The 23,136-nt window shown below is 68.8% G+C and carries 26 protein-coding genes; 17 read left to right on the top strand and 9 right to left on the bottom strand.

Going from position 1 to position 23,136, the window contains the following annotated elements:
- The first annotated feature begins 35 nt into the window (after positions 1 to 35).
- Positions 36 to 2,045 (top strand): AAA family ATPase, encoded by a 2,010-nt coding sequence (locus tag EV651_RS04640; protein ID WP_133782385.1) that lies wholly within the window; start codon positions 36 to 38, stop codon positions 2,043 to 2,045.
- On the opposite strand, the gene EV651_RS04635 is transcribed toward EV651_RS04640, so the two are convergent.
- The 3 genes from EV651_RS04635 to EV651_RS04625 are packed head-to-tail and all read right to left on the bottom strand — an operon-like array spanning position 2,031 to position 5,672.
- Entirely contained in the window at positions 2,031 to 3,449 is a 1,419-nt protein-coding gene (locus tag EV651_RS04635) for a hypothetical protein (protein WP_133782383.1), read from the bottom strand. The genes EV651_RS04640 and EV651_RS04635 overlap by 15 nt on opposite strands.
- Positions 3,446 to 4,450, bottom strand: coding sequence for a hypothetical protein (locus EV651_RS04630; RefSeq protein ID WP_133782381.1), 1,005 nt, complete (start codon positions 4,448 to 4,450; stop codon positions 3,446 to 3,448). The genes EV651_RS04635 and EV651_RS04630 overlap by 4 nt, the downstream gene beginning before the upstream one ends.
- Before the next feature lie 31 nt (positions 4,451 to 4,481).
- Entirely contained in the window at positions 4,482 to 5,672 is a 1,191-nt protein-coding gene (locus tag EV651_RS04625) for an MFS transporter (RefSeq protein ID WP_133782379.1), read from the bottom strand.
- A gap of 88 nt (positions 5,673 to 5,760) precedes the next feature.
- Here EV651_RS04625 and EV651_RS04620 point away from each other — a divergent pair, with 88 nt between their 5' ends.
- From EV651_RS04620 to tuf, 4 genes are all read left to right on the top strand, one after another.
- Entirely contained in the window at positions 5,761 to 6,072 is a 312-nt protein-coding gene (locus EV651_RS04620; protein WP_133782377.1) for a helix-turn-helix transcriptional regulator, read from the top strand.
- Positions 6,073 to 6,128: 56 nt separating this feature from the next.
- A complete protein-coding gene (locus tag EV651_RS04615) occupies positions 6,129 to 8,378 on the top strand; it encodes a PQQ-binding-like beta-propeller repeat protein (RefSeq protein WP_133782375.1) in 2,250 nt (749 codons plus the stop codon).
- Between the two features lie 205 nt (positions 8,379 to 8,583).
- A complete protein-coding gene (locus tag EV651_RS04610; protein ID WP_133782373.1) occupies positions 8,584 to 10,965 on the top strand; it encodes an HD domain-containing protein in 2,382 nt (793 codons plus the stop codon).
- Positions 10,966 to 11,241: 276 nt separating this feature from the next.
- Positions 11,242 to 12,429, top strand: a complete 1,188-nt coding sequence (gene tuf / locus EV651_RS04605) for an elongation factor Tu (protein WP_133782371.1) — start codon at positions 11,242 to 11,244, stop codon at positions 12,427 to 12,429.
- An 18-nt stretch (positions 12,430 to 12,447) separates the two neighbouring features.
- Here the strand turns inward: tuf and EV651_RS04600 are convergent, their stop codons facing one another.
- Complete coding sequence (locus tag EV651_RS04600; protein ID WP_133782369.1) at positions 12,448 to 12,714, bottom strand: DUF4031 domain-containing protein; 267 nt, start codon at positions 12,712 to 12,714, stop codon at positions 12,448 to 12,450.
- Complete coding sequence (locus tag EV651_RS04595; protein WP_133782367.1) at positions 12,711 to 13,415, bottom strand: copper homeostasis protein CutC; 705 nt, start codon at positions 13,413 to 13,415, stop codon at positions 12,711 to 12,713. The genes EV651_RS04600 and EV651_RS04595 overlap by 4 nt, the downstream gene beginning before the upstream one ends.
- A 100-nt stretch (positions 13,416 to 13,515) precedes the next feature.
- Here EV651_RS04595 and EV651_RS04590 point away from each other — a divergent pair, with 100 nt between their 5' ends.
- From EV651_RS04590 to EV651_RS04565, 6 genes are all read left to right on the top strand, one after another.
- Positions 13,516 to 14,553, top strand: coding sequence for a LacI family DNA-binding transcriptional regulator (locus EV651_RS04590; RefSeq protein ID WP_133782366.1), 1,038 nt, complete (start codon positions 13,516 to 13,518; stop codon positions 14,551 to 14,553).
- Between the two features lie 73 nt (positions 14,554 to 14,626).
- Positions 14,627 to 14,839, top strand: a complete 213-nt coding sequence (locus EV651_RS04585; protein ID WP_133782364.1) for a hypothetical protein — start codon at positions 14,627 to 14,629, stop codon at positions 14,837 to 14,839.
- A 133-nt stretch (positions 14,840 to 14,972) separates the two neighbouring features.
- Complete coding sequence (locus EV651_RS04580; RefSeq protein WP_133782362.1) at positions 14,973 to 15,317, top strand: hypothetical protein; 345 nt, start codon at positions 14,973 to 14,975, stop codon at positions 15,315 to 15,317.
- 58 nt (positions 15,318 to 15,375) lie between these two features.
- The gene (locus EV651_RS04575) at positions 15,376 to 15,741 is read left to right on the top strand and encodes a hypothetical protein (RefSeq protein ID WP_133782360.1); all 366 of its coding nucleotides are present in this window, start codon (positions 15,376 to 15,378) and stop codon (positions 15,739 to 15,741) included.
- Positions 15,738 to 16,172: a hypothetical protein gene (locus EV651_RS04570; RefSeq protein WP_238156660.1), complete on the top strand. Its 435-nt coding sequence runs from the start codon at positions 15,738 to 15,740 to the stop codon at positions 16,170 to 16,172. Before EV651_RS04575 ends, EV651_RS04570 begins: the two co-directional genes overlap by 4 nt.
- On the top strand, positions 16,169 to 17,677 hold the full coding sequence (locus tag EV651_RS04565) for a multicopper oxidase family protein (RefSeq protein WP_133782358.1): 1,509 nt from the start codon (positions 16,169 to 16,171) through the stop codon (positions 17,675 to 17,677). The genes EV651_RS04570 and EV651_RS04565 overlap by 4 nt, the downstream gene beginning before the upstream one ends.
- Here the strand turns inward: EV651_RS04565 and EV651_RS04560 are convergent.
- From EV651_RS04560 to EV651_RS04550, 3 genes are read right to left on the bottom strand one after another with little or no spacing between them, the layout of a single operon-like run.
- On the bottom strand, positions 17,674 to 18,282 hold the full coding sequence (locus tag EV651_RS04560; RefSeq protein WP_133782356.1) for a DUF998 domain-containing protein: 609 nt from the start codon (positions 18,280 to 18,282) through the stop codon (positions 17,674 to 17,676). The two genes, EV651_RS04565 and EV651_RS04560, sit on opposite strands and share 4 nt — an antisense overlap.
- A complete protein-coding gene (locus tag EV651_RS04555) occupies positions 18,282 to 18,764 on the bottom strand; it encodes a Clp protease N-terminal domain-containing protein (protein WP_133782354.1) in 483 nt (160 codons plus the stop codon). The genes EV651_RS04560 and EV651_RS04555 overlap by 1 nt, the downstream gene beginning before the upstream one ends.
- Positions 18,764 to 18,988: a hypothetical protein gene (locus EV651_RS04550; protein WP_133782352.1), complete on the bottom strand. Its 225-nt coding sequence runs from the start codon at positions 18,986 to 18,988 to the stop codon at positions 18,764 to 18,766. Before EV651_RS04550 ends, EV651_RS04555 begins: the two co-directional genes overlap by 1 nt.
- 136 nt (positions 18,989 to 19,124) lie before the next feature.
- On the opposite strand from EV651_RS04550, the gene EV651_RS04545 reads away from it, so the two are divergent.
- From EV651_RS04545 to EV651_RS04530, 4 genes are read left to right on the top strand one after another with little or no spacing between them, the layout of a single operon-like run.
- A complete protein-coding gene (locus tag EV651_RS04545) occupies positions 19,125 to 19,454 on the top strand; it encodes a helix-turn-helix transcriptional regulator (RefSeq protein WP_133782350.1) in 330 nt (109 codons plus the stop codon).
- Between the two features lie 19 nt (positions 19,455 to 19,473).
- Positions 19,474 to 19,944 carry an SRPBCC domain-containing protein gene (locus tag EV651_RS04540; protein WP_133782348.1) on the top strand — a complete coding sequence of 157 codons (471 nt, stop codon included), beginning with the start codon at positions 19,474 to 19,476 and terminating at the stop codon, positions 19,942 to 19,944.
- Position 19,945: 1 nt separating this feature from the next.
- On the top strand, positions 19,946 to 20,545 hold the full coding sequence (locus EV651_RS04535) for a dihydrofolate reductase family protein (RefSeq protein ID WP_133782346.1): 600 nt from the start codon (positions 19,946 to 19,948) through the stop codon (positions 20,543 to 20,545).
- A gap of 2 nt (positions 20,546 to 20,547) precedes the next feature.
- On the top strand, positions 20,548 to 21,138 hold the full coding sequence (locus EV651_RS04530) for a dihydrofolate reductase family protein (RefSeq protein WP_133782344.1): 591 nt from the start codon (positions 20,548 to 20,550) through the stop codon (positions 21,136 to 21,138).
- Here EV651_RS04530 and EV651_RS04525 read toward each other — a convergent pair.
- Entirely contained in the window at positions 21,117 to 21,788 is a 672-nt protein-coding gene (locus tag EV651_RS04525; protein WP_238156659.1) for an aminoacyl-tRNA hydrolase, read from the bottom strand. The genes EV651_RS04530 and EV651_RS04525 overlap by 22 nt on opposite strands.
- A 33-nt stretch (positions 21,789 to 21,821) precedes the next feature.
- Between EV651_RS04525 and EV651_RS04520 the strand changes: the two genes are divergently transcribed.
- Both EV651_RS04520 and EV651_RS04515 read left to right on the top strand, forming a co-directional pair.
- Entirely contained in the window at positions 21,822 to 22,613 is a 792-nt protein-coding gene (locus EV651_RS04520) for a thymidylate synthase (RefSeq protein ID WP_133782342.1), read from the top strand.
- Positions 22,610 to 23,074, top strand: a complete 465-nt coding sequence (locus tag EV651_RS04515; RefSeq protein ID WP_133782340.1) for a dihydrofolate reductase — start codon at positions 22,610 to 22,612, stop codon at positions 23,072 to 23,074. Before EV651_RS04520 ends, EV651_RS04515 begins: the two co-directional genes overlap by 4 nt.
- The last annotated feature ends 62 nt before the right edge of the window (positions 23,075 to 23,136 follow it).

Below are 23,136 nucleotides of genomic sequence, written 5' to 3'. Positions count from 1 at the left end.
AGCTGGGCTCCCCCACTCTCGCCGGAGGTTTCAGCATGCCCTCAGACACGTCCGACACTCTCCAGGCCGAGAAGGACTACCTGAAGACCTCCCGGGCGGCCCTGGCGCTGATGCGGGAGAAGACCGGCGCACTGGAGATCCACAGCGCGGACCGGGTCAACCAGGAGTTCCTGCAGGCCGCCATCTTCCGGCGGATGAAGGAGCTGGAGGACGACCCGGACGTGCCGCTGTTCTTCGGCCGGCTGGACTACCTCGAGCCGACCGACGAGACGTTCCACATCGGTCGCCGGCACGTGAACGACGCGGAGGGCGAGCCGCTGGTGGTGGACTGGCGGGCAGACATCTCGGTGCCGTTCTACCGGGCCAGCAAGACCGAGCCGATGGGCGTCGGGGTACGTCGGCGGTTCGGCTTCACGCACGGCGAGATGACCGCGTTCGAGGACGAGGATCTCACCGCGAGCGGGCAGGACGAACAGCACAGCGACATCCTGGACGCTGAGATCGAGCGCCCCCGTTCCGGCCCGATGCGCGACATCGTGGCCACCATCCAGCCGGAGCAGGACGTGATCGTCCGGGCCGGCGTCGACGAAACCATCTGCGTACAGGGCGCACCTGGTACCGGAAAGACCGCGGTCGGGCTGCACAGGGCGGCGTACCTGCTCTATGCGTACCGCGACCAGCTCAGCCGGGCCGGTGTGCTCGTCGTGGGCCCGAACGCGAGCTTCCTGCGGTACATCGGGGACGTCCTCCCCGCACTCGGCGAGATCGAGGCGAAGCAGACCACCGTCGAGGAGTTGGTCGCCCGCGTGAAGGTGGCCGGTCCGGGGCCGGCAATGGTCGACGTACTCAAGGGCGACGCCCGCATGGCCGAAGTACTGCACCGGGCCGTCTGGTCGCACGTCAAACTCCCGGAAGAGTCCCTCGTCGTGCCACGGGGAGCGCACCGCTGGCGAGTGGCGGCGTACCAGGCCGAAGAGCTCGTCACCGAGCTGCGCAGCCGTGGCATCCGGTACGGCGCCGGCCGCGCGATGCTGCCGCAACGGCTGGCCCACGCCGTACTGCTGCGCATGGAGGCGGCCGGTGACTCCCCCGACGACCGGGTGCAGGACTCTGTCGCGCGCAGCCGTCCGGTCAAGCAGTACGCCGACGCACTCTGGCCGGCTCTGGACCCGGCGAAGCTGCTCTTCCGCCTCTTCACCGACCCGAAGCTCCTCGCCGAGCACGCCGACGGCAGCCTCACCGCGGAGGAGCAGGCACTGTTGCTCTGGGACAAGGTGCCGCGCTCACCCGGCGCTGCCAAGTGGTCCGTTGCGGACGCCACTCTGATCGACGAGATCGCCGACCTGGTCGACCGTACGCCGTCACTCGGCCATGTGGTGCTGGACGAGGCACAGGACCTGTCCGCAATGCAGCTGCGTGCGGTCGGCCGGCGTTGCTCGACCGGCTCGATGACTGTGCTCGGTGACATCGCGCAGGGCACCACACCGTGGGCCACACCGTCGTGGGACGAGGCACTGAAGCACCTGGGCAAGACCAGCGCGCACACCGAGGAGCTGACCGCCGGCTTCCGCGTCCCCGGGCAGGTGATCGAGTACGCCGCCCGCCTCCTCCCGACGATCGCTCCGCACCTCAAACCACCCACAGCGGTACGACGGGCGCGCGGTGAGCTGACCATCACTCGCGTACCGGACAGCCTGGCTGCTGCGGTGACGGCAGTCCGTGAGGTGTCAGAGCGCCCCGGCTCGATCGGGCTGATCGTCCCGGACGCACTGGTCCCCGCAACCCGGAAAGCCTTGCAGGGCATCGCTTTCTCGGTTCTTGGCGATGAGGACGACGTAGACGCACACCTGGACGTCGTACCGGCGTCTCTCGCCAAAGGTCTCGAGTTCGACCACGTGGTGCTGGTGGAGCCGGCCGGCATCGTCTCTGGTGAAGCCGACGAGCGAACCGGACTCCGTCGCCTCTACGTCTGCCTGACTCGTGCCGTCACGTCACTGGTCGTTCTGCACAATGAAGACCTGCCGGCGGTACTAGAAACCCCGTGACCCGCCGGACCGGCGCGACGAGCGCCGGGACGACCCGCCACCACTGGAGCGCGTCCGCGACGAATAGGAGCGGCGGCGGCTCGGGCCGCTGTACCAACTGCTCCCACCGTCGTCGTCGGAGCCGCTGCTCGACGAGGCCGCCCAGTCACCGACGGAGCTGCCGACGTTCGAACTGAAGCGGCCGAAGCGCGCACCTGGCCGACGGGACCGCCAACGCGACCGCATCTCCTCGCCGCGACGCCGGAAGTCGGAGTCGGGGAACCACCACACGCGGCCGTCGCCCTGCGACCAGTACCCGTCGACGTACGCCGCGAGGTCCTCGGCGTGCTCCCAGTACGGCCGCTCGATCTGCCAGCCCTTCACCATGCGGATCTCGGGCTTCTCGCCGGCCTCGTCGCGCTGCTTGCACCCCGCGCAGACGTCCACGTTGCGCGCAGCGCCCTCCTCGGGCTTCCACTGCACCTCGGCCACACTCGGGCCGTGCCGCGGGTCGAAGAAGCAGGGCGGCGTCGGCTCCGGGACCGGCTCGCCCGCGCGCACTGCGTCGAGGCAGCGAAGGCCGTAGCGGGCCGAGCCGAGCAGCGTCGTCACCGCCTGGATGTCGTTGTCGCCCTTGGCCTGGTCGAGCCGGTGCCGTGCCTTCTCGACGGTGTCCAGCACGTCTTTCGACAGCTTCGACTGCTGCGCGTCCGAGACCGTCGGCAGCGCGGAGACCTGCTGCGAGAGCTCGATGATCTCTTCGTCGAGCAGCGGCTGCGCGACCTTCAGGTGAGCCTTCTCGTCCTGCCGACGCGCGCGTCGGGCACTCAGCCCGGTCACGGTGACCCAGAGCCCGATGATTCCGGCCACGCCACCGGCGTACGGCGCGGCGTCGACGTAGAACGGCTTGTTCACGACCTGAGCGCGCTGGATGAACCTCTCCAGCATCGACTCGTAGTCCGGCGCGCAGCAGTCGACCGCCTGGTCCACCGCGTCGCCCACGAAGTACGTCGGCCCGTGGTCGGCCCGCTGTACGGCGTGCAGCCCGCGGCCGTTGGACTGTGACGACGCATCGACCAGTACGGCGTACACGCCCTCGACGCCCACACGGTCGTACAGCTGGTCCGCGATCTCCTCGCCCTCCCAGGCGGGCCGCGAGTAGTACTTGCTCTCCGACTTGTTGATCTTCTCCGCGGGGATCACCGCGATCCGAATCGGTGCGCCGGCGCTCTTCGCGGCCGCGTCGAGCTGGGCGGTCTCGCTGGGGCTCAGCTCGGTCACGTCCGGGTCGACCCAGACACCGGCGTCACCGAGGTGGCCGGCCACGGTGTTCATGTACGCGTCGGGGTCGCCGGCCGCGTGCGCCAGCGGCGCGGGCAGGACCCACAGGGTGACGACGGCGAGCGCGCCGAGCAGACGTTTCATCGTGCTCCTCCCGAGAGCCGCTCACGGCAGGCGGTGCAGACCGGGACTTCTCGCGGCCGCCCGCCAGGTGGCGTGTACATCCAGTCCGTCACGGAGGTGCCGTGGCCGGGGTCGAAGAAGCAGGCGGCACGGCGGGCAGGTGCGGGTGTTCCGGCGACCTTCGCCTGCGCACAGGCCAGCCGCCACCGCCCGTACTCGACCGTGGATCGCACTGCACGCAGCTCGTCGTCGTCGGGTTCGCCGTCGACCACGCGGCCGGCGTCGGCGTACGCATCCATCGCCGCCTGCACATCCGCTGCCGTGTCCACGCCGTCCAGACGCACGTCCGCGGCATCCAGTTCCTCGCCGAACCGCGTGACGTCCTCCCGAGCGGTCGCGCGCCGCTCGTCGAGCGAGTCGACCTCGTCCGGCAACACGTCGTACGACGGCCGGTAGAGCGCAGGACCTTCGTCCTTGCGCGATCGTGTCCTCCACCACCACAAGGCGAGGCCACCGGCGATCAGCACGACCAGGGCGATCATCAACGGCCACAGCCAACCCGCTGTGCCTTTGGGCGCCTTCTGTACGCCGAGTTGGTCCAGCACCCCGTTGAGCATGCCGACCGGGTCCGAGCGGCTGTGCTTGTCCAGCTCGCTCGTGAGGATGTCCGCGATCGGTGTGTCGACCCCGACCGCGCTCCCCCAGGCGATCGCGCCACCGAACACGACGAGGTAGATGCCGTCGGCCTGCTGGCGATCCACCAGTTGGTCGACGTACGTGTGTGCGGCCGCGCTCTTGTCACCGGTGGTGAGTACGGCAGCGGGCACGACCGCGATGCGAATCGCCGGGTCGTGCCCGCTTACTCGTTCGGCCAGCTCAGCCGCGTCCTTGTCCGGTACCAGTGACCGCTGCGTCGGGTCGACGTACACAGGTGAGGTCTTCCACCCGCCGACCACCGCGGCGGGGTCGTTGGACCCCGTCAGGGTGGTGGCGAGCAACAGCACACCGGCAAGCAGACGCATGGGCAGAAGAGTGCCCTATTGCCGGTTCTCCTCAGTCAGCGGCGGCTGTGACGTAGATGTCCTGGTCCCGCTCGAGCTCCTCGACCTGCTGCAGGGAGGAGTCCCGCCAGAGTGCGTAGAGGAGGCCCAGCACGACCAGAGACAGTGCGGAGGCCAGCACGGGGAGGTAGCCGACCCCGAGTGTCTGGATGACCAGTCCGCCGACCACAGCGGACAGTCCGGCACCCAGGTAGATCGCGGACGCGTTCAGGGAGATGAGCAGTCCGCCGCCGAGCTCCAGCAGCAGGTTCTGGATCGGTGGGTTGAAGGCCCAGGTCAGCATGCCCCACACCACCAGCGCGGCTCCAGCGCCGACCTCGGTCGTCAGCGTCAGGTCGAGCGTGGCGAGGACGGCGGTGATGCCAGTCATCAGGACCACCAGGGTTCGGAGGCTGCCGAACCGGTCGGTGATCCGGCCGCCGAGGAGGTTGCCGATGACCGCGCCTACGCCGTACAGGAGTAGGAGGAGACCGGTGACGTTGCCGGTCAGGCCGGCGGTGTGCTTGAGCAGCGGGACGATGTAGATGTACACGCTGAACGCCGCGAGCACGGCGAGCACGGTCATCGCCAGGATGATCTGCACGCGTCGGTCCGTCACCCCGGCGAAGCGCTCACGCAGGCTAACCACAGGAGGTGCGTCGACCTTCGGGAGCGCGGCGCGCTCGGCAATGGCGACCAGTACGGCGACAGCGGCGATGAGAGCGAACACGCCCTTGTAGCCGAGTGTCGGGCCTAGCAGCGTGCCTGCGGGTACGCCGAGCACCAGTGCGAACGTGAGACCGCCGAACACGATTGCCACTGCCCTACCGCGTTCCTCCGGTGGCAGCAGGCTGGTGGCGAACAGTGTGGCGGCCGGTGTGTAGACGGCGGCGCCGAACGCCGCCACGACGCGACCGACGATCAGGATCGGGTAGTTCACGGCCAGCGCGGCGATCAGGTTGCCGAGCGCAGCCAGCACGAGTGCGGCGATCAGGAGGGTACGGCGCTCCCACCGGCCGGTCAGCGTGGACAGGATCGGCGCACCGATCGCGTACGACAGCGAGAACGCGGTGGCGAGTTGGCCGGCTGCGGTCAGCGAGACGTGCAGCTCGGAGCTGACGTCGGGCAGCACGCCGGACACGACGTACGCGCTGGTGCCGACCGCGAACGCACCGGCGCCGAGCAGGTAGATCCGTGCGGACATCGAAGACCTTCCGGTCGAGGTTCACTAGTTCGATCGCTATCGTACTACGATCATCGTCGAACTTCGACAGGCGTCGTACTATGGACTCATGGGCACCAAAGTTCTCCCGCAGCCGGAGCGGGACGAGATTCGCGTCGAGGCGGTTCTCCAGGCGCTGGGCGAGCCGGTCCGGCTGACGATCGTGCGCGCGCTCGCCGAGAACCCGGCCGGCGTCTGCTGCGGCGACATCGAGCTGCCGGTGACGGCGTCCACGCGCGCCCACCACCTCAAGACCCTGCGCGAGGCAGGCGTCCTGTCCACGCACACCGACGGCACCCGCCGGATCAGCATCCTCCGCCGCGAAGACCTGGAAGCCCTCTACCCAGGCCTGCTCACCGGCATCTTGTCGGCGAAGCAGTAAACAACCGCAAGGTTGCGGTGGGACGGTTGTAGAAGTGCGGCTGGCAGACTGAAGCCGTGGTGGAGCTCCGGGCGCGGTGGGACGACCTGGTGCCCGGGTCTGCCTCGCTCGCGGACGAGCTGGTCGCGCGGTACGTCGAACGCACCCGGCGCGCGTACCGCGACCACTACCTCGGCATCGTCCTGACCGCGCTGGACTCGCTCATCCAGCTCTCCACGGACCCCACCAGCGTCCGGCTCGCCGCCTGGTTCCACCGCGCCGTCCACGAGCCCGGCGGCACCCCGTCCGAGGACGCCGAGGCTTCTGCCCGGCTGGCCGAGCGCCTCCTCCCGCAGTACGGCGTGCCACCGATCCGCATCGCCGAGGTCGCCCGGCTGATCCGTCTGACCGGTGACCTCGCCGCACCGCCGCCGGACGCCTACGCGCCACCCCGCCGCGACGCGAACGGCGACGTACTACTGGACGCGGTCAACGCGATCCTCGCCTCCGACCCCAGCCGGTACGCCGTACACACAGCCGAGGTACGACGCGACGCCGGCGACCGCAAGGTCGCGCTCGAGAACCGGTACGACGAAGTCCGCGAGCTGCTCGACGGACACCTCTACCGCACGCAACTGGCACGGCAACGCCTCAGCCCGGTCGCCCGGGTCAACCTCGAAGCAGAGCTCGCCGGACTCGACAGTGAACTCCCGGCCCCGTGGCGCGGTTGGCAACAAGCCGCGCTAACTGCCACAGCCACCTTCGCCGCCATCGCAGCCGCCGTGGTCGCGATCGCCGCGTCCGGTGCGTCCTGGCAGACACCAGCAGCACAAGACGAGGCCGGCTGGCCGACAGTCGCACTGGCCGTCCTCTCCTTCTTCAGCGCACCAGCGCTGTTCCGGTGTGCCCGTAGCGCCAGCCAGCGCGCCCGCCTCATCGCAGGCGCCGTACTGGCGATTGCTGTGACCGGTCTGCTCATCGCCTGGGCCCAAGCGCCGAGAACGAACGTAGCTGTCGGCGTGGGCCTCCGCGTCCCGTTGCTGATCTCCGCACTGGTCTTGCTGCTGGTTGCTGGAGCAGCTGCCCTCGTGGCGTCACTCCTCCGCACACGGACGGCCCGCTACCTCCCGGCGCGCAACCTCGGCCAGCAGCTTGCCTGGCTCGCCGTACCGGGAGCAGTCGCCCTCATCCTGCTGCTGATCGTGCAGCCTCTGTCCCGCAGCTACGTGCTCGGCTCCAACGAGCGGGTCGAGGGCACGCCGCGCGACGCCGGCAAGGCCAGACCGTCGGTCCTCGACGGCAGCGTCGCGTGGGTCAGCGATTCCGTCGCAGGCACCGGCGCGGAGGAAGCGATCGGCACCAGGTACGGCGTCGCCGTACCCCGCCCGAGCGGTGTGGTCGAAATGCTCGACGCGGCCACCGGTGCGCTGCGCTGGCGCTACAGCCGCTCCGACTCCGACGAGAAGCCCGTGATCGCGGCCACCGGCAACGGCGACTACGTACTGGCGCAGTTCGCTGACGTCGGCTACCTGCTGCTCGACGCGAACACAGGTCGCCGCAAAGCCGCGTGGCCCGGCCGTACGCGAGACCGCTTCATCCTGCAGACCCAGCCCCTCCTCACCGGCGAACGCTCCGGCAAGCTGCACGGTGTCGATCCGGGCGGTCACGAGCGCTGGACCTACGACTCCGGCGACTGCACCGAGCTCGGCGCCATCGCCACCGCCGAGACCGTGCTCACCTTCGTCAGCCACACCTGCGACGACCGTCCGGACGAGATGACCGCCCTGGACGTCCAGTCGGGCAAGAAGCTGTGGACCAGGACCTCAGCCGACACCTACCGCCGACCGGTCGTCGTGGCCGGTCTGGTGGTCGTGGCCGAGCCCGGCGGCGACTCCGACGTACCAGCCGCGCTGACCGCGATCGAGCCGCGCACCGGCGACATCCGCTGGCGCTGGGACGTGCCGAAGCCCTGGGCCTGCCGCACGCTGCTGAACGCGGCCGGAAAGTACCTGATCGTCGTCGACTGCCCGGGGCCGAGCAGCCAGGAGAACCGTCGGAGCGTCGTCACCGCGATCGACGCGAACACCGGACTGACCGCCTGGCAGACCCTGGCACCGGTGAGCCCACGGACCAAGGTCACTGTCACGGCCGACGGCCGTGTCATCTCGCTGGGCCGCGGCGCCGGAGGCTGCGTCGCGAACGTGGTCAGCCGCGCCGGCTTCCGGCAGGTCAAGCTGCCCACTGGCATCACTTGCGGCCGCGACCCGCGAGCCGTCGGCAACCTGGTCCTCACCTCCGGCCAGAACACCGTCATCGCCCTGCGCTAGTGACTCCGCGTAGTGGACCTCCTTCAAAGGTCCTCCGACCGACGCCGGAGTGTGACGTAGAGCGCAATTCCACGGCTGCGATTCGTTGCGGAGCGCATCTGTCGGAGCAGTCAGGTGACGAGCCGATATCGCTTTGGCCACGGACCGATCCGGGAACCCCGGATCGGTCGGCCGAGACTCCCTACCGGTGCCAGACTCCATAGCCATGGACCTGCGCGACCGGTGGAATCGCCTGCTGCCGCACGCGCAGCCGTTGGGCGATGATCTGCTGGCTCGTTACGCAGAGCAACATCGCCACTATCACGACCAGCAGCACCTGACCGAGGTCCTGCAGACCGTCGACGAGCTGGCCGAGTACGCCGCGGACCCGGATACGGTCCGGCTGGCGGCCTGGTTCCACGACGCGATCTACGACCCGCAGGCCGACCCCGGCGAGAACGAAGAGGTCTCGGCCCAGCTGGCCGAGCTCGAGCTGGCGGCGTACGGCGTCGAGGCCGAGCGGGTCGAGGAGATCGGGCGCCTGGTCCGGCTGACCGCGAAGCACGACTGCGCCGAGGGCGACCGCAACGGCGCGGTGCTCTGCGACGCCGACCTGCGGATCCTGAGCCTGCCGGCAGCGCGGTACGACGAGTACGCCGCCGGGATCCGGCAGGAGTACGCGCACGTCGCCGACCGGGATTTCGCCCGCGGCCGGGTGTCGTTCCTGCGGAGCCTGAGCGAGACGCGGTTGTACGCGACACCGCGCGGCCATGAGGAGTGGGAACGACCGGCCCGGGAGAACCTGACCCGGGAGGTCGGGTCGCTGGGCCCTAAGGCGGCCCGGCCGATCGGCGGGCTGGTCCCGGTCATCTACTTCGGCGCCGCGCTCGGTGCGATCGTCGCCTCCTCGGTCCTGCTCGGCCGCGGTCTCGGAGCGGCTCCCAAGTGGCCGGCCGACCCGTCCGACATCGGCGGCTTCCCGGTCTGGGCACCGATCGCCGGTACCGCTGTGGCCACCGCACTGGCCTGTGCGTGGTTCCGGCGGTCCCAGCAGCGCCTGGTGACCGTCCCGGCGATCGTCTTCGCCGCAGTCGGCCTGATCGCGATCGGCGTGTGTTGGTGGCGCTGGCCGGTCGCTCAGCCCGGTGCAGCCATGTCGGAGCGCTGGCCGTACCTGCTGCTCGCTTCTGCGGCTCTAGTGCTTGGCGGTGCGTTGCTGGCGCTGGCGCGACGATTGCGACTCGCACCGCCGTATGCACAGGGTCCTCCGCGTTGGCTCGGGGTCGGTGCGACCGCTGTATGTGGCGCGCTGCTGGCGTGGATCGTGGTGTCGGCTGGTGAGCCCTTCGTGCAGGCCCGGCTGGAGACCGCCAACACAGTCAGCACGACCACGACAGCTCAGCCGACGCAGCTGCCGGTGCAGCTCGACGGGACGCTGGCCTGGAGCCGTGAGGTGCCGGCGACCGGCGCCATCACCGGTACGGCGGGCGGAGTCGCGGAACTGCGCTCGGACGGCGTGGTCATGTCCGACGCGGCCACGGGCCAGATCCGGTGGCGCTACGCGCGGGCCGACGTACAGGACGCCGCCTCCAGTGGCGCCAAGGGACTCGTGGTGTCCGCGGACGGGCGGACCATCGTCGCGCATCTCCCCCGCTCCGACTACCGCGAACCCGCGGGCATCAAGCTGCCGACGTACGCCGTACTCAACGCTGTGAGCGGTGAGGTGCTGACCGAGGTCGACACTGACGGGACCGCACTGGCTGTCGACTCGGACCAGCTGCTCGTGGCTGAAGGCAACTACGTGGTCGCGCACGGCGTGAGCAGCCCGACGCACTGGCGCGCGCAGGTGCGCTGCAACGTGACGCAGGGCGAGCTGGTCGGCGATCAAGCAGTCGTTGTGGACGCCTGTGCCCGGAACAGTGCCGTCGTGCGCGGTCTGGACATCAAGACCGGGGCCCAGCGGTGGGAGGTCGACCTGGGCACCCGGATCGACCTGAGCGCAGAGCTGGACCCGTCGACGTGGGTCGGCGAGCTGGTCGCCGTACCGGACACCCGTGAGGTCTCCGGGCTGATCTGGACGGCCGCCGCGGGCGGCACGCTCCACCAGTGGTCCGTGGACATCGGCGAAGGCCACCTGCTCTGGACAACGCCCGTGCCGGGCACGCCAAGGCCACGGCTCGGGTCCTCGTCCTGCGACGCGCAACTGGCCGCCACGCACGCGTCACTGGTCCTGATCACCTGCCGGACCGGGAACGACCCCGGACAGCCCCAGACGTACGACGTGTCGTCGTCGAACCCTGCCGACGGGACACCGCAATGGCATCACCTGCTGCAGGTGCCGCCGCGGCTCCAGCAACCGGAGTACCCGCGGAACGGGTTCGGACTGCTGCCGGACGGCCGTGTGGTGACGCTGATGCCGCAGCCGAACGGCAGCTGCTCTCCGGTCATGATCGGCACCACCGGCATCCAGTCGCGACCGATCCTGCCCAGCCCGAACACGCAGTCGGTGGCAAAGTCCGAGGAAGTCACCTGCAACAAGCCGGCCGTCACCGTGGCCGCCGCTCGCCCGATCTTCTCCGACGGCACCCGGCTCTTCGCACTGAACTAGGGAATATCTGTTGCCGCGGTAGTGGTTGACACCTACCGTGATCCGCATGTTCCGCGTGGTTTTCGAGTTCGACCTGTCAGGCAAGAGCCTGACGGGCGCTCCCACGTGGGCACCGTCAGTCGATTCAGCCACTCGAAGCTGACCCTCCTCCTGCTGAGCAGGACCCGCGGAGGAGGGTGGCTCGCACCGGCCCCCTCCACGCGGTGACAGCGCTGTGAGGGCTTGCCGGAGGGTCCTGGCTTCCAGCCGAATCTTCTGACAGACAAAGGATTTCTCATGGCCAAGAGCCAGTTCGTGCGGACCAAGCCGCACCTCAACATCGGGACGATGGGTCACGTCGACCACGGCAAGACCACGCTGACCGCCGCGATCACCAAGGTGCTCGCGGAGCGCGACCCGAGTGTCAACCGCTTCGTCGCCTTCGACGGCATCGACCGTGCGCCGGAGGAGATGCAGCGCGGGATCACGATCAACATCTCGCACGTCGAGTACGAGACCGCGACCCGGCACTACGCGCACGTGGACATGCCCGGGCACGCCGACTACGTGAAGAACATGATCACCGGCGCCGCCCAGGTGGACGCCGCGATCCTGGTCGTCTCCGCGCAGGACGGCGCCATGCCGCAGACGCGGGAGCACGTGCTGCTCGCGCGCCGGGTGGGCGTGCCGTACCTGGTGGTCGCGCTGAACAAGGCCGACACCGTCGACGACCCGGAGCTGCTCGACCTGGTCGAGCTGGAGGTCCGTGAGCTCCTCTCGGAGTACGGCTTCCCCGGCGACGACGTACCGGTCGTTCGCGTGTCCGGACTGAAGGCGCTGGAAGGCGACCCGCGGTGGACCGCCGCGATCGGCGAGCTGCTGGACGCAGTCGACAGCTACGTGCCGGTGCCGGACCGTGAGCTGGGCGAGCCGTTCCTGATGCCGATCGAGAACGTGCTCACCATCAGCGGCCGCGGCACAGTGGTCACGGGTGCGGTCGAGCGCGGTTCGCTGAAGCTCGGCGACGCGGTCGAGGTCGTCGGTCTCGGCCCGACGGTCACCAGCACGGCGATCGGTATGGAGACGTTCGGCAAGTCGCTGGAGTCCGCGGACGCGGGCGACAACGCGGCGGTGCTGCTGCGTGGCGTGAAGCGCGACGAGGTCCGTCGCGGCCAGGTGGTGGCGTTGCCGGGCAGCGTGCAGCCGCACCGGAAGTTCCGGGCGAACCTGCACGCGCTGTCCACGGCCGAGGGCGGCCGGCACACGCCGTTCGCCGCGGACTACCGGCCGCAGTTCTACTTCCGGACCACGGACGTTTCCGGCGGGATCGACCTGGGTGAGATCGCCCTGGTGATGCCCGGCGACACGATCGAGCTCGGAGTGGAGCTGGAGAAGCCGATCGCGATGAACGTCGGCCTCGGCTTCGCCGTCCGCGAAGGCGGCCACACGGTCGCCGCCGGCACAGTGACCGAACTGCTCGACTGAACAAGACGGCCCTCGACCTCAACCGGTCGGGGGCCGTTTTCTGTGTCGCAGCCCCGCGGCGATCAGTCGCCGCACGAGCTCGCGGCTGGTGACCGGTACGGCGCCGGCGGCGATCAGGTCGTCGTAGCGGTCACTGGGTACGTCGTAGTGGTCGCGGTCGAAGCCCCGGGCCGGAATGCCGGCCGCCTTCGCGAAGGCGTGCAACTCCTCGTAGGACTCGTCACTGACCAGGTGCGACCAGATGCGGTTCCAGGCCGGCCAGGCGGGCGGATCGATCAGGATCATTCGCGCGCGTCCTGGGCGTCGAGCAGGTTGCGCCAGGAGCGGACGAACCGCGAGTTCACGTACGCCTTCGTCCACGAGCCGTCCTGGCGGACCGACGTACCGACATGGAAACGCCGTACGCCGCTCTGGTACAGCCAGGGCACGTGTTCGGGCTGCAGACCGCCACCAGCCATCATCACGCCGGCTACCGCAGGGTCCTCCTTGGCCAGCTTGCACAGGTCGTCCAGACCGTGGCTGACACCAATGGACGAGCCGGCCGTCAGCACGCAGTCCAGCCCGGGCAGGGTGCGTAGCGCACGCCAGGCAGCTTGCTGGTCGAGCACTGCGTCGATAGCGCGGTGGAACGTCCACGGCGTACCGGCGAACGTGCTGACCAGTGCGGACACCGACTCGACGTCCACCTGGTTGTCCGGGGTCAGGAACCCGAGCACGAAGCCGTCCGCACCTGCGGACAGGAAGGACTGCGCCATCGCGGTCAGCCGGTTCAGGTCGGCGCCGTTCGCGGTGAACGAGTTCTCCAGCCGCAGCATCACCCGCAACGGCAGATCGGTGACGCGGCGGATCGCGCTGACGGTCGACACCGACGGGCACAACCCGTCCGCCTCCATCGAGGCGCACAGCTCCAGCCGGTCCGCCCCGCCCTCCTGTGCCGCCTCCGCATCCGCCGGATGCAGCGCGATGATCTCCAGCAACGAACCCATGGGCGCAATCATCTCCCATATTGCTGTTGCACTCCTCCAAGGTCTTCTGTATCGTTTTTCTAGAACGATTTAGAAGAACGATACAGATGAGGTGACCGAGATGCCGGGCGTGACGCTGAAGACCGTGGCCAAGGCCGTGGGCGTGTCGCCGTCGACCGTCTCGAACGCCTACAACAAGCCTGATCAGCTCTCGACCGCGCTGCGCGAGCGGATCCTGGCCACCGCCCAGGAGCTCGGGTACGCCGGACCGGACGCCTCGGCGCGCGCACTGCGCAGCGGGAAGGCCGGTGCGGTCGGGGTGCTGTTCACGGACAAACTGGCCTACGCCTTCTCGGACCCGTACGCGGTCGGCTTCCTGGCCGGGCTCGCGGAGGTCGCCGAGGAGTTCGCCACCAGCCTGCTGCTGATGCCGCTCAGTTCCACCGACATCGCCGGCGGCAGCAACGCCGTACAGCAAGCCGCGATCGACGGGGCGGCGATCTTCTGCGTGCCGGGCGGTCATCCGGCGCTCGAGATCCTCGCCAACCGCGGGATCCCCGCGGTGTCGACCGATCGGGGCGATCACCCGGACCTGTCCTGGGTCGCGATCGACGAGGTCGAGGCGGCCGCGCAACTGGGTGAGCACCTGACCCGGCTCGGTCACCGCGAGGTCGTCGTACTGGTCGACAACGCGCAGGCAGCCGGCGGCCAGCCGGTGGAGCTGACGCTCGACGAGGTCGGGTACACCGACTGCGAGCTGCGGATCCGGGGCCTACAGAAGGCGATGCCGGATGCACGGTTGCGGATCGTCTCCGGGGGCCACAACGCGTTCGCGTCCGGGCTGCGGGGCGCGGAGTTCGTGCTCGACTCACAGCACCGGCCGACGGCAATCGTCGGACTGAGCGACGTGCAGGCGCTCGGCGCGCTGGAGGCGATGAAGGTCCGGGGGCTGACCCCGGGTCGCGATCTCAGCCTGGCCGGATTCGACGACATCCCGGCCGCGTCGGCGGCAGGGCTGACGACTGTCCGGCAGCCGATCAAGGACAAAGGGCGAGCGGTCGGCCGCATCCTGCTCGACCCGGCAGTCACCGAACGCCAACTCCTGATGCCGACGCAGCTGATCGTCCGCTCGAGTAGCGGACCGGCTCCCAAGCACTGACAACTCCACACACCTCCCTGGGACCACTCGGTTCCCGGGTCGATCAAGCACGCTCTCAGGAGGGAGCAGAACCATGACGTACTTCATTGCCGGCAACACCGCCGTCGAGAACGCCCGCAACCTCTCCCAGTCGGCGCTCCCGAACGCTCCCCAGCAGCCGTACGACGAGCCCCGCCCGCGTCGCGCCTTCACGGTCCGCGCGCGCATCAGCGCCGTACTCCGCACCACCGCCAACCAGGAACTCCGCCTCGCCAACCGCATCGACCCCACCTGCTCCGCCAGCTGACCCAACTTTGAGAAGCCACCGCCCATTTCCGCCACCGAGATCCGGTTGGTGGCTTCTCAAAGTTGACCGCGGTGGACGTGGAGACGTCCCGGCCGCGTGGATTTGTCGGAGCCGTCTGGCACTCTGAAGGGCGATGAACGAGCCAGGGGTGTTGCTGACCGCGCGGGCGATGGTGCTTCACGACCTCGCCGCGCGGGGCTTCGACGACGCGGTGATGGTGTCCTTGCTGGAGGACGCCGTCGCCGGACGTCAGTGGTGGCTGGACCAGTGGCCGGACGGTGCCGAACACATCGCCGGCCTGGTCGCGCAGGACGTCCAGGACCGCCTGGTCGACTCCGGGGTCCGCTGGCCGCGCTGCACCGCCTGTGACGACCTGCACGACCACGAGCTCCGCATCGAGCCGGAGCTCGGCCCTGACCCGCAGTGGGTCTGCGAACGCGCCGGCATCTCCGTCGCACCCCTGGGACACCTCACCTGACCCTTCCGGGTAATACCTGATTGCCCTACATGTAGCCAGACTACTATTGTCTGTCTACATGAAGGTCTTGAACGTGCTCCGGGCGACGGCCGGAGTCCATGCGCTGGCGATCTGCCTGGAGCCGGTGTTCGCGGGCACCTACCTCGACGGCTCCCCCGCCGGCATGCGGATGCACGAGCCGATCGGGCTGGCCCTGGCCTTCCTCGGACTCGCACAGTTGCTCATGGCAACGATCTGGTGGCGGACCGGCGGCCGCTGGGCCGCGCCCGCGGCGAGCCTGCTGATCGTGGCGGGCGAGGTCTTCCAGATCGCCATGGGTTACAGCCGCCAGCTGGCGATCCACGTCCCGCTGGGCATCGCGCTGGTTGCGACCGCGGTCGTCTTCGCGTTCTGGGTCAACAAGCGGCAGGCGGTCGCCGCATGATCACGCTCGAACCGCAACCGGCGGCCAAGGTACGTCGGCCGCGCGTCAGCCTGCACGTCCTGCGGATCACGCTAGTTCTGCACGCCGCGTTCGTGATCGCCCAGCCGATCGCGGCGGGCTACTTCCTGTCCGGCAACGTCGACGCGATGACCAGCGTGCACAGCACGGTCGGCGGCACCATCTGGATGATCGCGCTCCTCCAGACCGTCGCGGCCGCCTGCTACACGCTCGCCGGCCGCGGCCGGATCTGGCCGCCGCTGGTCTCCCTGCTCCTAGTCGTCGCCGAGTTCGTCCAACTCACCTTCGGTTACCTGCAGAACTTCGCCGTGCACGTCCCGCTCGGGACCGCGATCGTCGGCACCGTCTGCTGGATGACGGTCTGGTCATTTCGTCGCACCGCACGCCTGAGCCGCCGGGAGGCGAAACGATGAAGATGTCCCGCCGCGGATTCATAGGTGTCGCCGGCGCCACCCTGGCCCTCAGCGGCTGTGGCCAGGAGGCCAAGCCTGCACAGGCCGGAGAACTCCTGCGCAGCAAGGCGAAACTGCCCACACCCTTCCAGGTCCCGCTGCCGATCCCACCGGTCAAGAAGCCGATCCGCTCCGACTCGAAGGCCGACTACTACCGGGTCGTCCAGCAGAAGGCGAGCCTGGAGATCCTCCCCGGCCTGAAGACCGAAGTGATGGGGTACGACGGCCTACTCCCCGGCCCCACGTTCGACGTACGCAGCGGTCGCACCACCGTAGTCGAGCAGGTCAACGAACTCGACGTGTCGACCGTGGTTCACCTGCACGGCGGCCACACTCCCGCGCCGAGTGACGGCTGGCCGCTCGACCTCATCATGCCCGCGAACGGTCAGCACGGCGGACACCACATGTCCGGTGGCGACATGACGATGGGCAAGCGCACCTACACGTACCCGAACACACAACGCGCGGCGACCCTCTGGTACCACGATCACACGATGGACTACACCGCACCGCAGGTCTATCGCGGATTGTTCGGCCTGCACATCATCCGCGACGCCGAGGAGGAGAACCTCCCGCTACCGAAGGGCGATCGGGACATCCCGCTCGTCATCGCGGACCGTGCGTTCGACGCGGACGGGTCGTTCTTGTACCCCGCCGCGAAGGACGGTCACGGCGTCGAGTCGGCGTACATGGAAGGTGTCGTCGCGGACGTCACGCTGGTGAACGGCGCACCCTGGCCGGTGCACGAGGTGGACGCGGTCCGGTACCGCTTCCGCATTCTCAACGCCAGCAACGCCCGCCGGTACGAACTCGCCTTCGACACGGGCCCGGCGAAGTTCGTGCAGATCGGCAGTGACGGCGGACTCCTCGACAAGCCGGTCGAGCACAAGACGCTGGTGATCGCGCCGGCCGAGCGGTTCGACGTGATCGTGGACTTCTCGCAGTACCAGCCCGGCGACGAGGTCACAGTCGTCAACAAGCTCGACAGCAACTCCGGCGTACTACGCTTCAAGATCGCCCGCAAGGCGCCCGACGACACAAGCATCCCGGCGAAGCTCTCGTCGTACGCGGTGACGCCACGGCCGGCCGGTGTCGTACGGCGGGAGTGGCGGTTCCGCCGTGGTGACGCCGGGGGCCACCGGGGCTGGACGATCAACGGGAAGGCGTTCGATCCCGCGGTGATGCAGGCGCAGGTGAAGCTGGACCAGTACGAGATCTGGTCGTTCGTCACCGACGTACACCACCCGGTACACGTCCACCTCGCGCCGTTCCAGGTCCTCACCCGCGGCGGGCGCAACAAGCTGTCGGCCTACGACCACGGCTGGAAGGACACGGTCGACATCCGCCCGGCCGAGGTCGTCGAGGTCCTCGTCAAGTTCAGCGCCCACAAGGGCAAGTACCTGATCCACTGCCACAACCTCGAGCACGAGGACATGGCGATGATGGCGGCCTTCGAGACGATCTAGGAACGACGAAGCAACTTGAGGGCGAGCGCCACTGTCCAGCCCCAACCGATGATCACGCTCAGCCGCTGGAAGAGGCCGCCGACCTCGACCAGCCCGGACACCTGACGGAAGCCCGCACCGGCCAGGGCGAAGCATCCCAGATACGTCGTTGCGCTGAGCAACGAATATGTCAGCCAACGGCGGTCTCCGCTGCGGGACAGCAGGACCTGTGCCGCGCCGAGGGCGACGAACGCGGGCAACGAGAATCCGTCGTGCAGGCCACCGGACGTGGTGTAGGCCGCGACCGCCGGCGTACCGACCGGAAACCCGCTGACCGGGTCCGTCGTGAACGCTCCCGCGCCGAGCAGCCCGACTCCCCACACTCCGATCAGTACGGCGCCTGCGCGAAACCCCGGGCGCCAGACGCCGGCCGCGAACGCGACGGTGAGCACACCGGCGACCAGGAAGTTCGCGACCTGGATCCATCCGTGGCTTCCGAGCTCCAAGGAGCTCACCGGATGCCGGAGGGCGTCGTACCCGGAACCCTTGAAGGCGCCCTCCAGCAGGAAGACCGCGACGAAGAGCGGCCCGGCGACCAGTCCGCACCGGAGCAGCGTGACGCGCATCAGCGGGTCCCGGCGGCGAGGGCTTCGACGGCCTGGGCATGCAGGGCGATGCGGTCGACGCCGGCGGCTCGCAGGGCGCGGGCCACGCGGCCGCGTTCGGTGCCGAGCAGGCCGACGAGAATCCGCATCGGGCCGAAGCGTTCACCTTTGGGGGAAGCGTCCATCCCACGACGCAGCACCAGCTTCGTCGACTCACCGATCTGCGGGTCGCGGCCCGGCTCGGGTGTTGCTGCCGGCAACTGTTCGGTCCGGACAGCGATCCCCGCGACGGCCAGGCTCTGCTCCCACTCCTGGTTCAGCGCCGTCCTGATCGTCTCCTCGGTGAGCCCGGCCGCGGCCAGCAGCCGCGCCGCCGCCGAGTCCTCCAGCGCGGCCACGGCAAGCAGTACATGCTCGGCCTCGATCGTCCGGGAGCCGTCCCGGCGAGCCTCGGCGCGCGCGGCGTGCACCACGATCGCGCGTACGTCCTTCGTATCCGGCATCAGCGCCTCCTCAGGGCAACCCCGGCGGCGACCAGCCGTCGGGCGTGTTTCTTGTGCACGGCCTGCCGGGTGACGCCCAGGACTTCGGCCACCTCGGACCAGCTCCAGCCGGCCCGCATCGCCTTCTCCACCTGGCTGTCCTCCAGCCGGTCGGCGAGCCGCCGCAACGCCACCACCGCGGCCAGCCCGGCCGCGGGATCCTCGTGATCCACTAACTCCGTCATACAAGCAACCTAAGTTGACAACAACCAACTTGTCAACCAAGGTTGCTAATCGGAACACGTCACCCGAGGGTTGACCGGAGGTCGCGATTCTGCCTATAGTCAACACATCGGTTGATCAAGGGAACGGTTGATAAAGATGATGGTTGACGATGATCAGCTCGACCGGTCGTTCGCGGCACTGGCGGACCCGGTCCGGCGAGCGATGATCGCGCGGCTGTCGCGCGGCCCGGCCACCGTGAACGAACTGGCCGACCCGTTCCCGATCACCAAGCAGGCGGTGTCGCGGCACATCCAGGTGCTCGAGGCCGCCGGGCTGATCACCCGGACCCGGGACGGCCAGCGCCGCCCGTGCCACCTGGTGCCGGCCGCCCTCGAAGCACTGACGAGCTGGATCGACGAATACCGGCTCGAGACCGAACGCCGCTTCCGCCGTATGGACGCGCTGCTGAAGAACACGAACGAGTAGTGAGACAAGGAGCAGACCAATGTCGGGAACCGTCATCAACACCCCAGCCGGCACCCCGTTCGTCGAGGTGACGCGCGAGTTCGCCGCGACGCCGGCGCAGCTCTTCCGGGTCATGACCGACCGCGACCTGGTGTCCGAGTGGCTCGGCCCGCGGGAGCTCGACGCGACTGTCGAGGAGTACGACGTACGGACCGGTGGGAAGTACCGCTACATCCACCGCGACGAGTCCGGTGAGTACGCGTTCCGCGGCGTCTTCCACGCGGTGGAGCAGGACAAGCTGGTCATCCAGACCTTCGAGTGGGAAGGCGCGCCGGGCGAGGTCTGCCTGGAGAAGATGACGCTCGAGCCGACCGAGAAGGGCGTCCGCCTGCACCAGCATTCGGTGTTCCCGTCGGTCGAGGCCCGCGACCAGTCGATCGAGCACGGCATGGAGCACGGCATCCGCGACTCGATGGATCGCCTGGCCGAGCTACTCGCGAAGGAGAGCTGACATGAGCCAGGTCGTCGTCGACATCTCGGTATCGCTGGACGGGTACGTCACCGGGCCCAACGCCGGCGTCGGCAACGGGCTCGGGGATGGCGGCGAGGCGGTGCACGACTGGGTCTTCCACGGCAACGACGCGGATCGCGCCGTACTGGATGCCGCCTTCGAAGCGAGCGGCGCGGTCGTCCAGGGCCGGAACCTGTTCGACGTGATCGACGCCCCGGATGGGTGGAGCGACGAGATGGGGTACGGCGCGAAGCCAACCGGCGAGCTCAACCCACCCATCTTCGTCGTCACCCACACACCACCCGAGAAGACCCGCCTCGGTGATCGGTTCCGCTTCGTCGGCAGCCCCTCGGAGGCGGTCGCCCAGGCGCTCGAAGTTGCCGGGGGCAAGGACGTCTACGTGATGGGCGGCGGGCAGATCTGTCACGCGGTGCTCGCCGAGGGGCTGGCCGACGTACTGCGGTTGCACCTCGCTCCCGTCGTACTCGGAGGCGGGACCCGGTTGTTCCCCGCCGAGCCCGCGCCAGCGTACGCGCTCGAACTGATCGAGGCTGTGTCTACCCCGGCGGCCCAGCACCTCACATACAGGATGGTGAAGTAGTCATGGGAAACGTCATCGCATCTGCCGTCGTGTCGCTCGACGGCTTCGTCGCAACCACCGAGGACGAGGTCGGACCGCTGTTCGACTGGTACAACAACGGCCCGGTCGAGGTGTACGGGACCGATCCGGGCCGCCCGTTCCATGTCAGCCAGGCGAGCGCGGACTACATGAACACGGCCTGGCGCAAGGTCGGTGTGGTGCTGTGCGGCCGGCATCTCTTCGACATCACCAACGGCTGGGAAGGCGTCCCGCCGTTCGGTGAGCATGTCGTCGTCGTCACGCACGAGCCGCCCGCCGACTGGCCGTTCCCGGACGCGCCGTACTCATTCGTCAGCGGGATCGAGCAGGCCGTCGCGAGGGCCCAGGAACTCGCCGGCGACCGCGACATCTCGCTCGCTGCGGGGAACCTGACCGGCCAGGCCCTGCGGGCCGGACTGGTCGACGAACTCTCGTACAACGTCGTCCCGGTGATCTTCGGAACCGGCAAGCGCTTCTTCGGCGACTACGCCGGCGACCAGCTCCTCCTGGACAACCCAAAGGTCATCGAGGGCGACCGAGTCACCCACCTGCACTACCGCGTCAGCAAGGGATGATCCGCGATCACGGTGCGGGACCCTGGGGCCACCTCGGTGAAGCCCGCGTCCTGCACCACCGGGAGACGCGTGGCCAGCAGTTCCTGCCACTGGGCGCGGCCGGCGGTCCGCACCGCCAGCGCGAAGTCGGCCGCCGCCCACTCCTTCCTCCCCGCTGACGACAAGGCCCACCACGCCAGCTGCGCCGCATGCCCACACTGCGCCATCGCCTTGCCACTGGACATCTCGAGGGTGGGGTTGAGCCACAGGACCGGCACGCCGGATTCGACCGGCGGAAGGTCGGCGGTGTCCTCGAAGTCGGTGCCTGTGACCTGGAGCTTGAACAGCTCAGGAGGTACGTCGTCCACCCCTGTCGGCGGAAACACCCGAACCTCGGCCACAGCCTCCAGTGATCCGACACCCGTCCCGCGCACCGTGATCCCCGGCAACGCCTCGGCGCGGCGCCATTCGATCCCTCGGGCGCGCTTGGTGATCTTGCGGATGCGGTTGTCCTGCCAGGCGGCCATCGCCGGCGCCCACTCGCCCTCGCCGTACGACCGCTCGTCGGCCAGGATCGCGAGCACCGCCCGCGCCGCCGTCTCGAGGGCGTCGGTCTGGGCCGGCCGCGCATTCTTCTCGACTCGCACGACGAGGGTGAGCACTTGTTCCACACCGCGAGTCTGCCAGGGCTGTAGGTTGGCACCATGCAGCAGTACCTGGATCTTCTTCGGCACGTGTTGGACAACGGGGTGGAGAAGGGGGACCGGACCGGGACGGGCACGTTGAGCGTGTTCGGGTACCAGTCGCGGTACGACCTCAGCCAGGGTTTCCCGGCGGTGACGACGAAGAAGCTGCATCTGCGGTCGGTGATCGGGGAGCTGATCTGGTTCCTCAGCGGCTCGACGAACGTCAAGTGGCTGCACGAGAACAACATCTCGATCTGGGACGAGTGGGCCGACGAGAACGGTGAGCTCGGTCCCGTCTACGGCTACCAGTGGCGGTCCTGGCCGACACCCGACGGGCGGCACGTGGACCAGATCGCGAACCTGATCGCGTCGATCAAGAACAATCCGGACTCCCGCCGGCACATCGTGAACGCGTGGAACGTGGCCGACGTGGACGACATGGCGTTGCCGCCGTGTCACACCATGTTCCAGTTCTACGTCGCGGACGGACGGCTGTCCTGCCAGCTGTACCAGCGCTCGGCCGACATCTTCCTGGGCGTGCCGTTCAACATCGCGTCGTACGCGCTGCTCACCCACATGGTCGCGCAGCAGACCGGGCTCGAGGTCGGTGACTTCGTGCACACGCTCGGCGACGCGCACCTGTACCTGAACCACCTGGACCAGGCCCGCCTGCAGCTCACCCGCGAGCCGCGTCCGCTGCCGACCCTCCAACTCGCCAAGCGCGACTCGATCGACGGCTACGAGATCGCCGACGTCGAGCTGATCGGCTACGACCCGCACCCCGGCATCAAGGCGCCCATCGCCGTATGACCGTCATCCTCATCGCCGCGGTCGGACGGAACGGTGTGATCGGGCGGGACAACGACCTGCCCTGGCGGATCCGCGAGGACCTGCAACGGTTCAAGCAACTCACCCTCGGCCACACACTCGTGATGGGCCGCAAGACCTACGACTCGATCGGCCGCCCGCTCCCGGGCCGCCGTACCGTCGTGGTCACTCGGCAACCCGGCTGGTCCGCGGACGGCGTCGACATCACGTACTCCCTCGAAGAGGCCTTGAAGTACGACGGCACGCTGTACGTCGCCGGCGGCGGCGAGATCTACCGCCAGGCCCTCCCGTACGCCGACACCCTCGAACTCACCGAGGTCGACCAGTCCCCCGACGGCGACGTCACCTTCCCGACTGTCGACCCCGGCGTGTGGACCGAGACCACCCGCGACACCCACGACGGCTTCTCCTTCGTCAGCTACCGCCGCAGCTGTACACCTTGACACGATCCGACAATTCCAGTTGTGTTGCCCCCCAAATCAGCGAGGTGGTATGAGGACAACAT

Source organism: Kribbella sp. VKM Ac-2571 (assembly GCF_004362255.1).
Classification (GTDB): domain Bacteria; phylum Actinomycetota; class Actinomycetes; order Propionibacteriales; family Kribbellaceae; genus Kribbella; species Kribbella pratensis.
The sequence above is the reverse complement of the archived record's forward strand: the minus strand, read 5'-3'. Positions and strand labels throughout refer to the sequence as shown.

Excerpts from the sequence above, each read along its gene's own strand:
- EV651_RS04545 (WP_133782350.1), top strand. The coding sequence starts at position 19,125 with ATGATGGTTGACGATGATCAGCTCGACCGGTCGTTCGCGGCACTGGCG.
- EV651_RS04555 (WP_133782354.1), bottom strand. The coding sequence starts at position 18,764 with ATGCCGGATACGAAGGACGTACGCGCGATCGTGGTGCACGCCGCGCGC.
- tuf (WP_133782371.1), top strand. The coding sequence starts at position 11,242 with ATGGCCAAGAGCCAGTTCGTGCGGACCAAGCCGCACCTCAACATCGGG.
- EV651_RS04610 (WP_133782373.1), top strand. The coding sequence starts at position 8,584 with ATGGACCTGCGCGACCGGTGGAATCGCCTGCTGCCGCACGCGCAGCCG.
- EV651_RS04620 (WP_133782377.1), top strand. The coding sequence starts at position 5,761 with ATGGGCACCAAAGTTCTCCCGCAGCCGGAGCGGGACGAGATTCGCGTC.
- EV651_RS04585 (WP_133782364.1), top strand. The coding sequence starts at position 14,627 with ATGACGTACTTCATTGCCGGCAACACCGCCGTCGAGAACGCCCGCAAC.
- EV651_RS04560 (WP_133782356.1), bottom strand. The coding sequence starts at position 18,282 with ATGCGCGTCACGCTGCTCCGGTGCGGACTGGTCGCCGGGCCGCTCTTC.
- EV651_RS04530 (WP_133782344.1), top strand. The coding sequence starts at position 20,548 with ATGGGAAACGTCATCGCATCTGCCGTCGTGTCGCTCGACGGCTTCGTC.
- EV651_RS04625 (WP_133782379.1), bottom strand. The coding sequence starts at position 5,672 with ATGTCCGCACGGATCTACCTGCTCGGCGCCGGTGCGTTCGCGGTCGGC.
- EV651_RS04635 (WP_133782383.1), bottom strand. The coding sequence starts at position 3,449 with ATGAAACGTCTGCTCGGCGCGCTCGCCGTCGTCACCCTGTGGGTCCTG.
- EV651_RS04540 (WP_133782348.1), top strand. The coding sequence starts at position 19,474 with ATGTCGGGAACCGTCATCAACACCCCAGCCGGCACCCCGTTCGTCGAG.
- EV651_RS04520 (WP_133782342.1), top strand. The coding sequence starts at position 21,822 with ATGCAGCAGTACCTGGATCTTCTTCGGCACGTGTTGGACAACGGGGTG.
- EV651_RS04565 (WP_133782358.1), top strand. The coding sequence starts at position 16,169 with ATGAAGATGTCCCGCCGCGGATTCATAGGTGTCGCCGGCGCCACCCTG.
- EV651_RS04590 (WP_133782366.1), top strand. The coding sequence starts at position 13,516 with ATGCCGGGCGTGACGCTGAAGACCGTGGCCAAGGCCGTGGGCGTGTCG.
- EV651_RS04640 (WP_133782385.1), top strand. The coding sequence starts at position 36 with ATGCCCTCAGACACGTCCGACACTCTCCAGGCCGAGAAGGACTACCTG.
- EV651_RS04580 (WP_133782362.1), top strand. The coding sequence starts at position 14,973 with ATGAACGAGCCAGGGGTGTTGCTGACCGCGCGGGCGATGGTGCTTCAC.
- EV651_RS04630 (WP_133782381.1), bottom strand. The coding sequence starts at position 4,450 with ATGCGTCTGCTTGCCGGTGTGCTGTTGCTCGCCACCACCCTGACGGGG.
- EV651_RS04575 (WP_133782360.1), top strand. The coding sequence starts at position 15,376 with ATGAAGGTCTTGAACGTGCTCCGGGCGACGGCCGGAGTCCATGCGCTG.
- EV651_RS04550 (WP_133782352.1), bottom strand. The coding sequence starts at position 18,988 with ATGACGGAGTTAGTGGATCACGAGGATCCCGCGGCCGGGCTGGCCGCG.
- EV651_RS04595 (WP_133782367.1), bottom strand. The coding sequence starts at position 13,415 with ATGGGTTCGTTGCTGGAGATCATCGCGCTGCATCCGGCGGATGCGGAG.
- EV651_RS04570 (WP_238156660.1), top strand. The coding sequence starts at position 15,738 with ATGATCACGCTCGAACCGCAACCGGCGGCCAAGGTACGTCGGCCGCGC.
- EV651_RS04535 (WP_133782346.1), top strand. The coding sequence starts at position 19,946 with ATGAGCCAGGTCGTCGTCGACATCTCGGTATCGCTGGACGGGTACGTC.
- EV651_RS04515 (WP_133782340.1), top strand. The coding sequence starts at position 22,610 with ATGACCGTCATCCTCATCGCCGCGGTCGGACGGAACGGTGTGATCGGG.
- EV651_RS04600 (WP_133782369.1), bottom strand. The coding sequence starts at position 12,714 with ATGATCCTGATCGATCCGCCCGCCTGGCCGGCCTGGAACCGCATCTGG.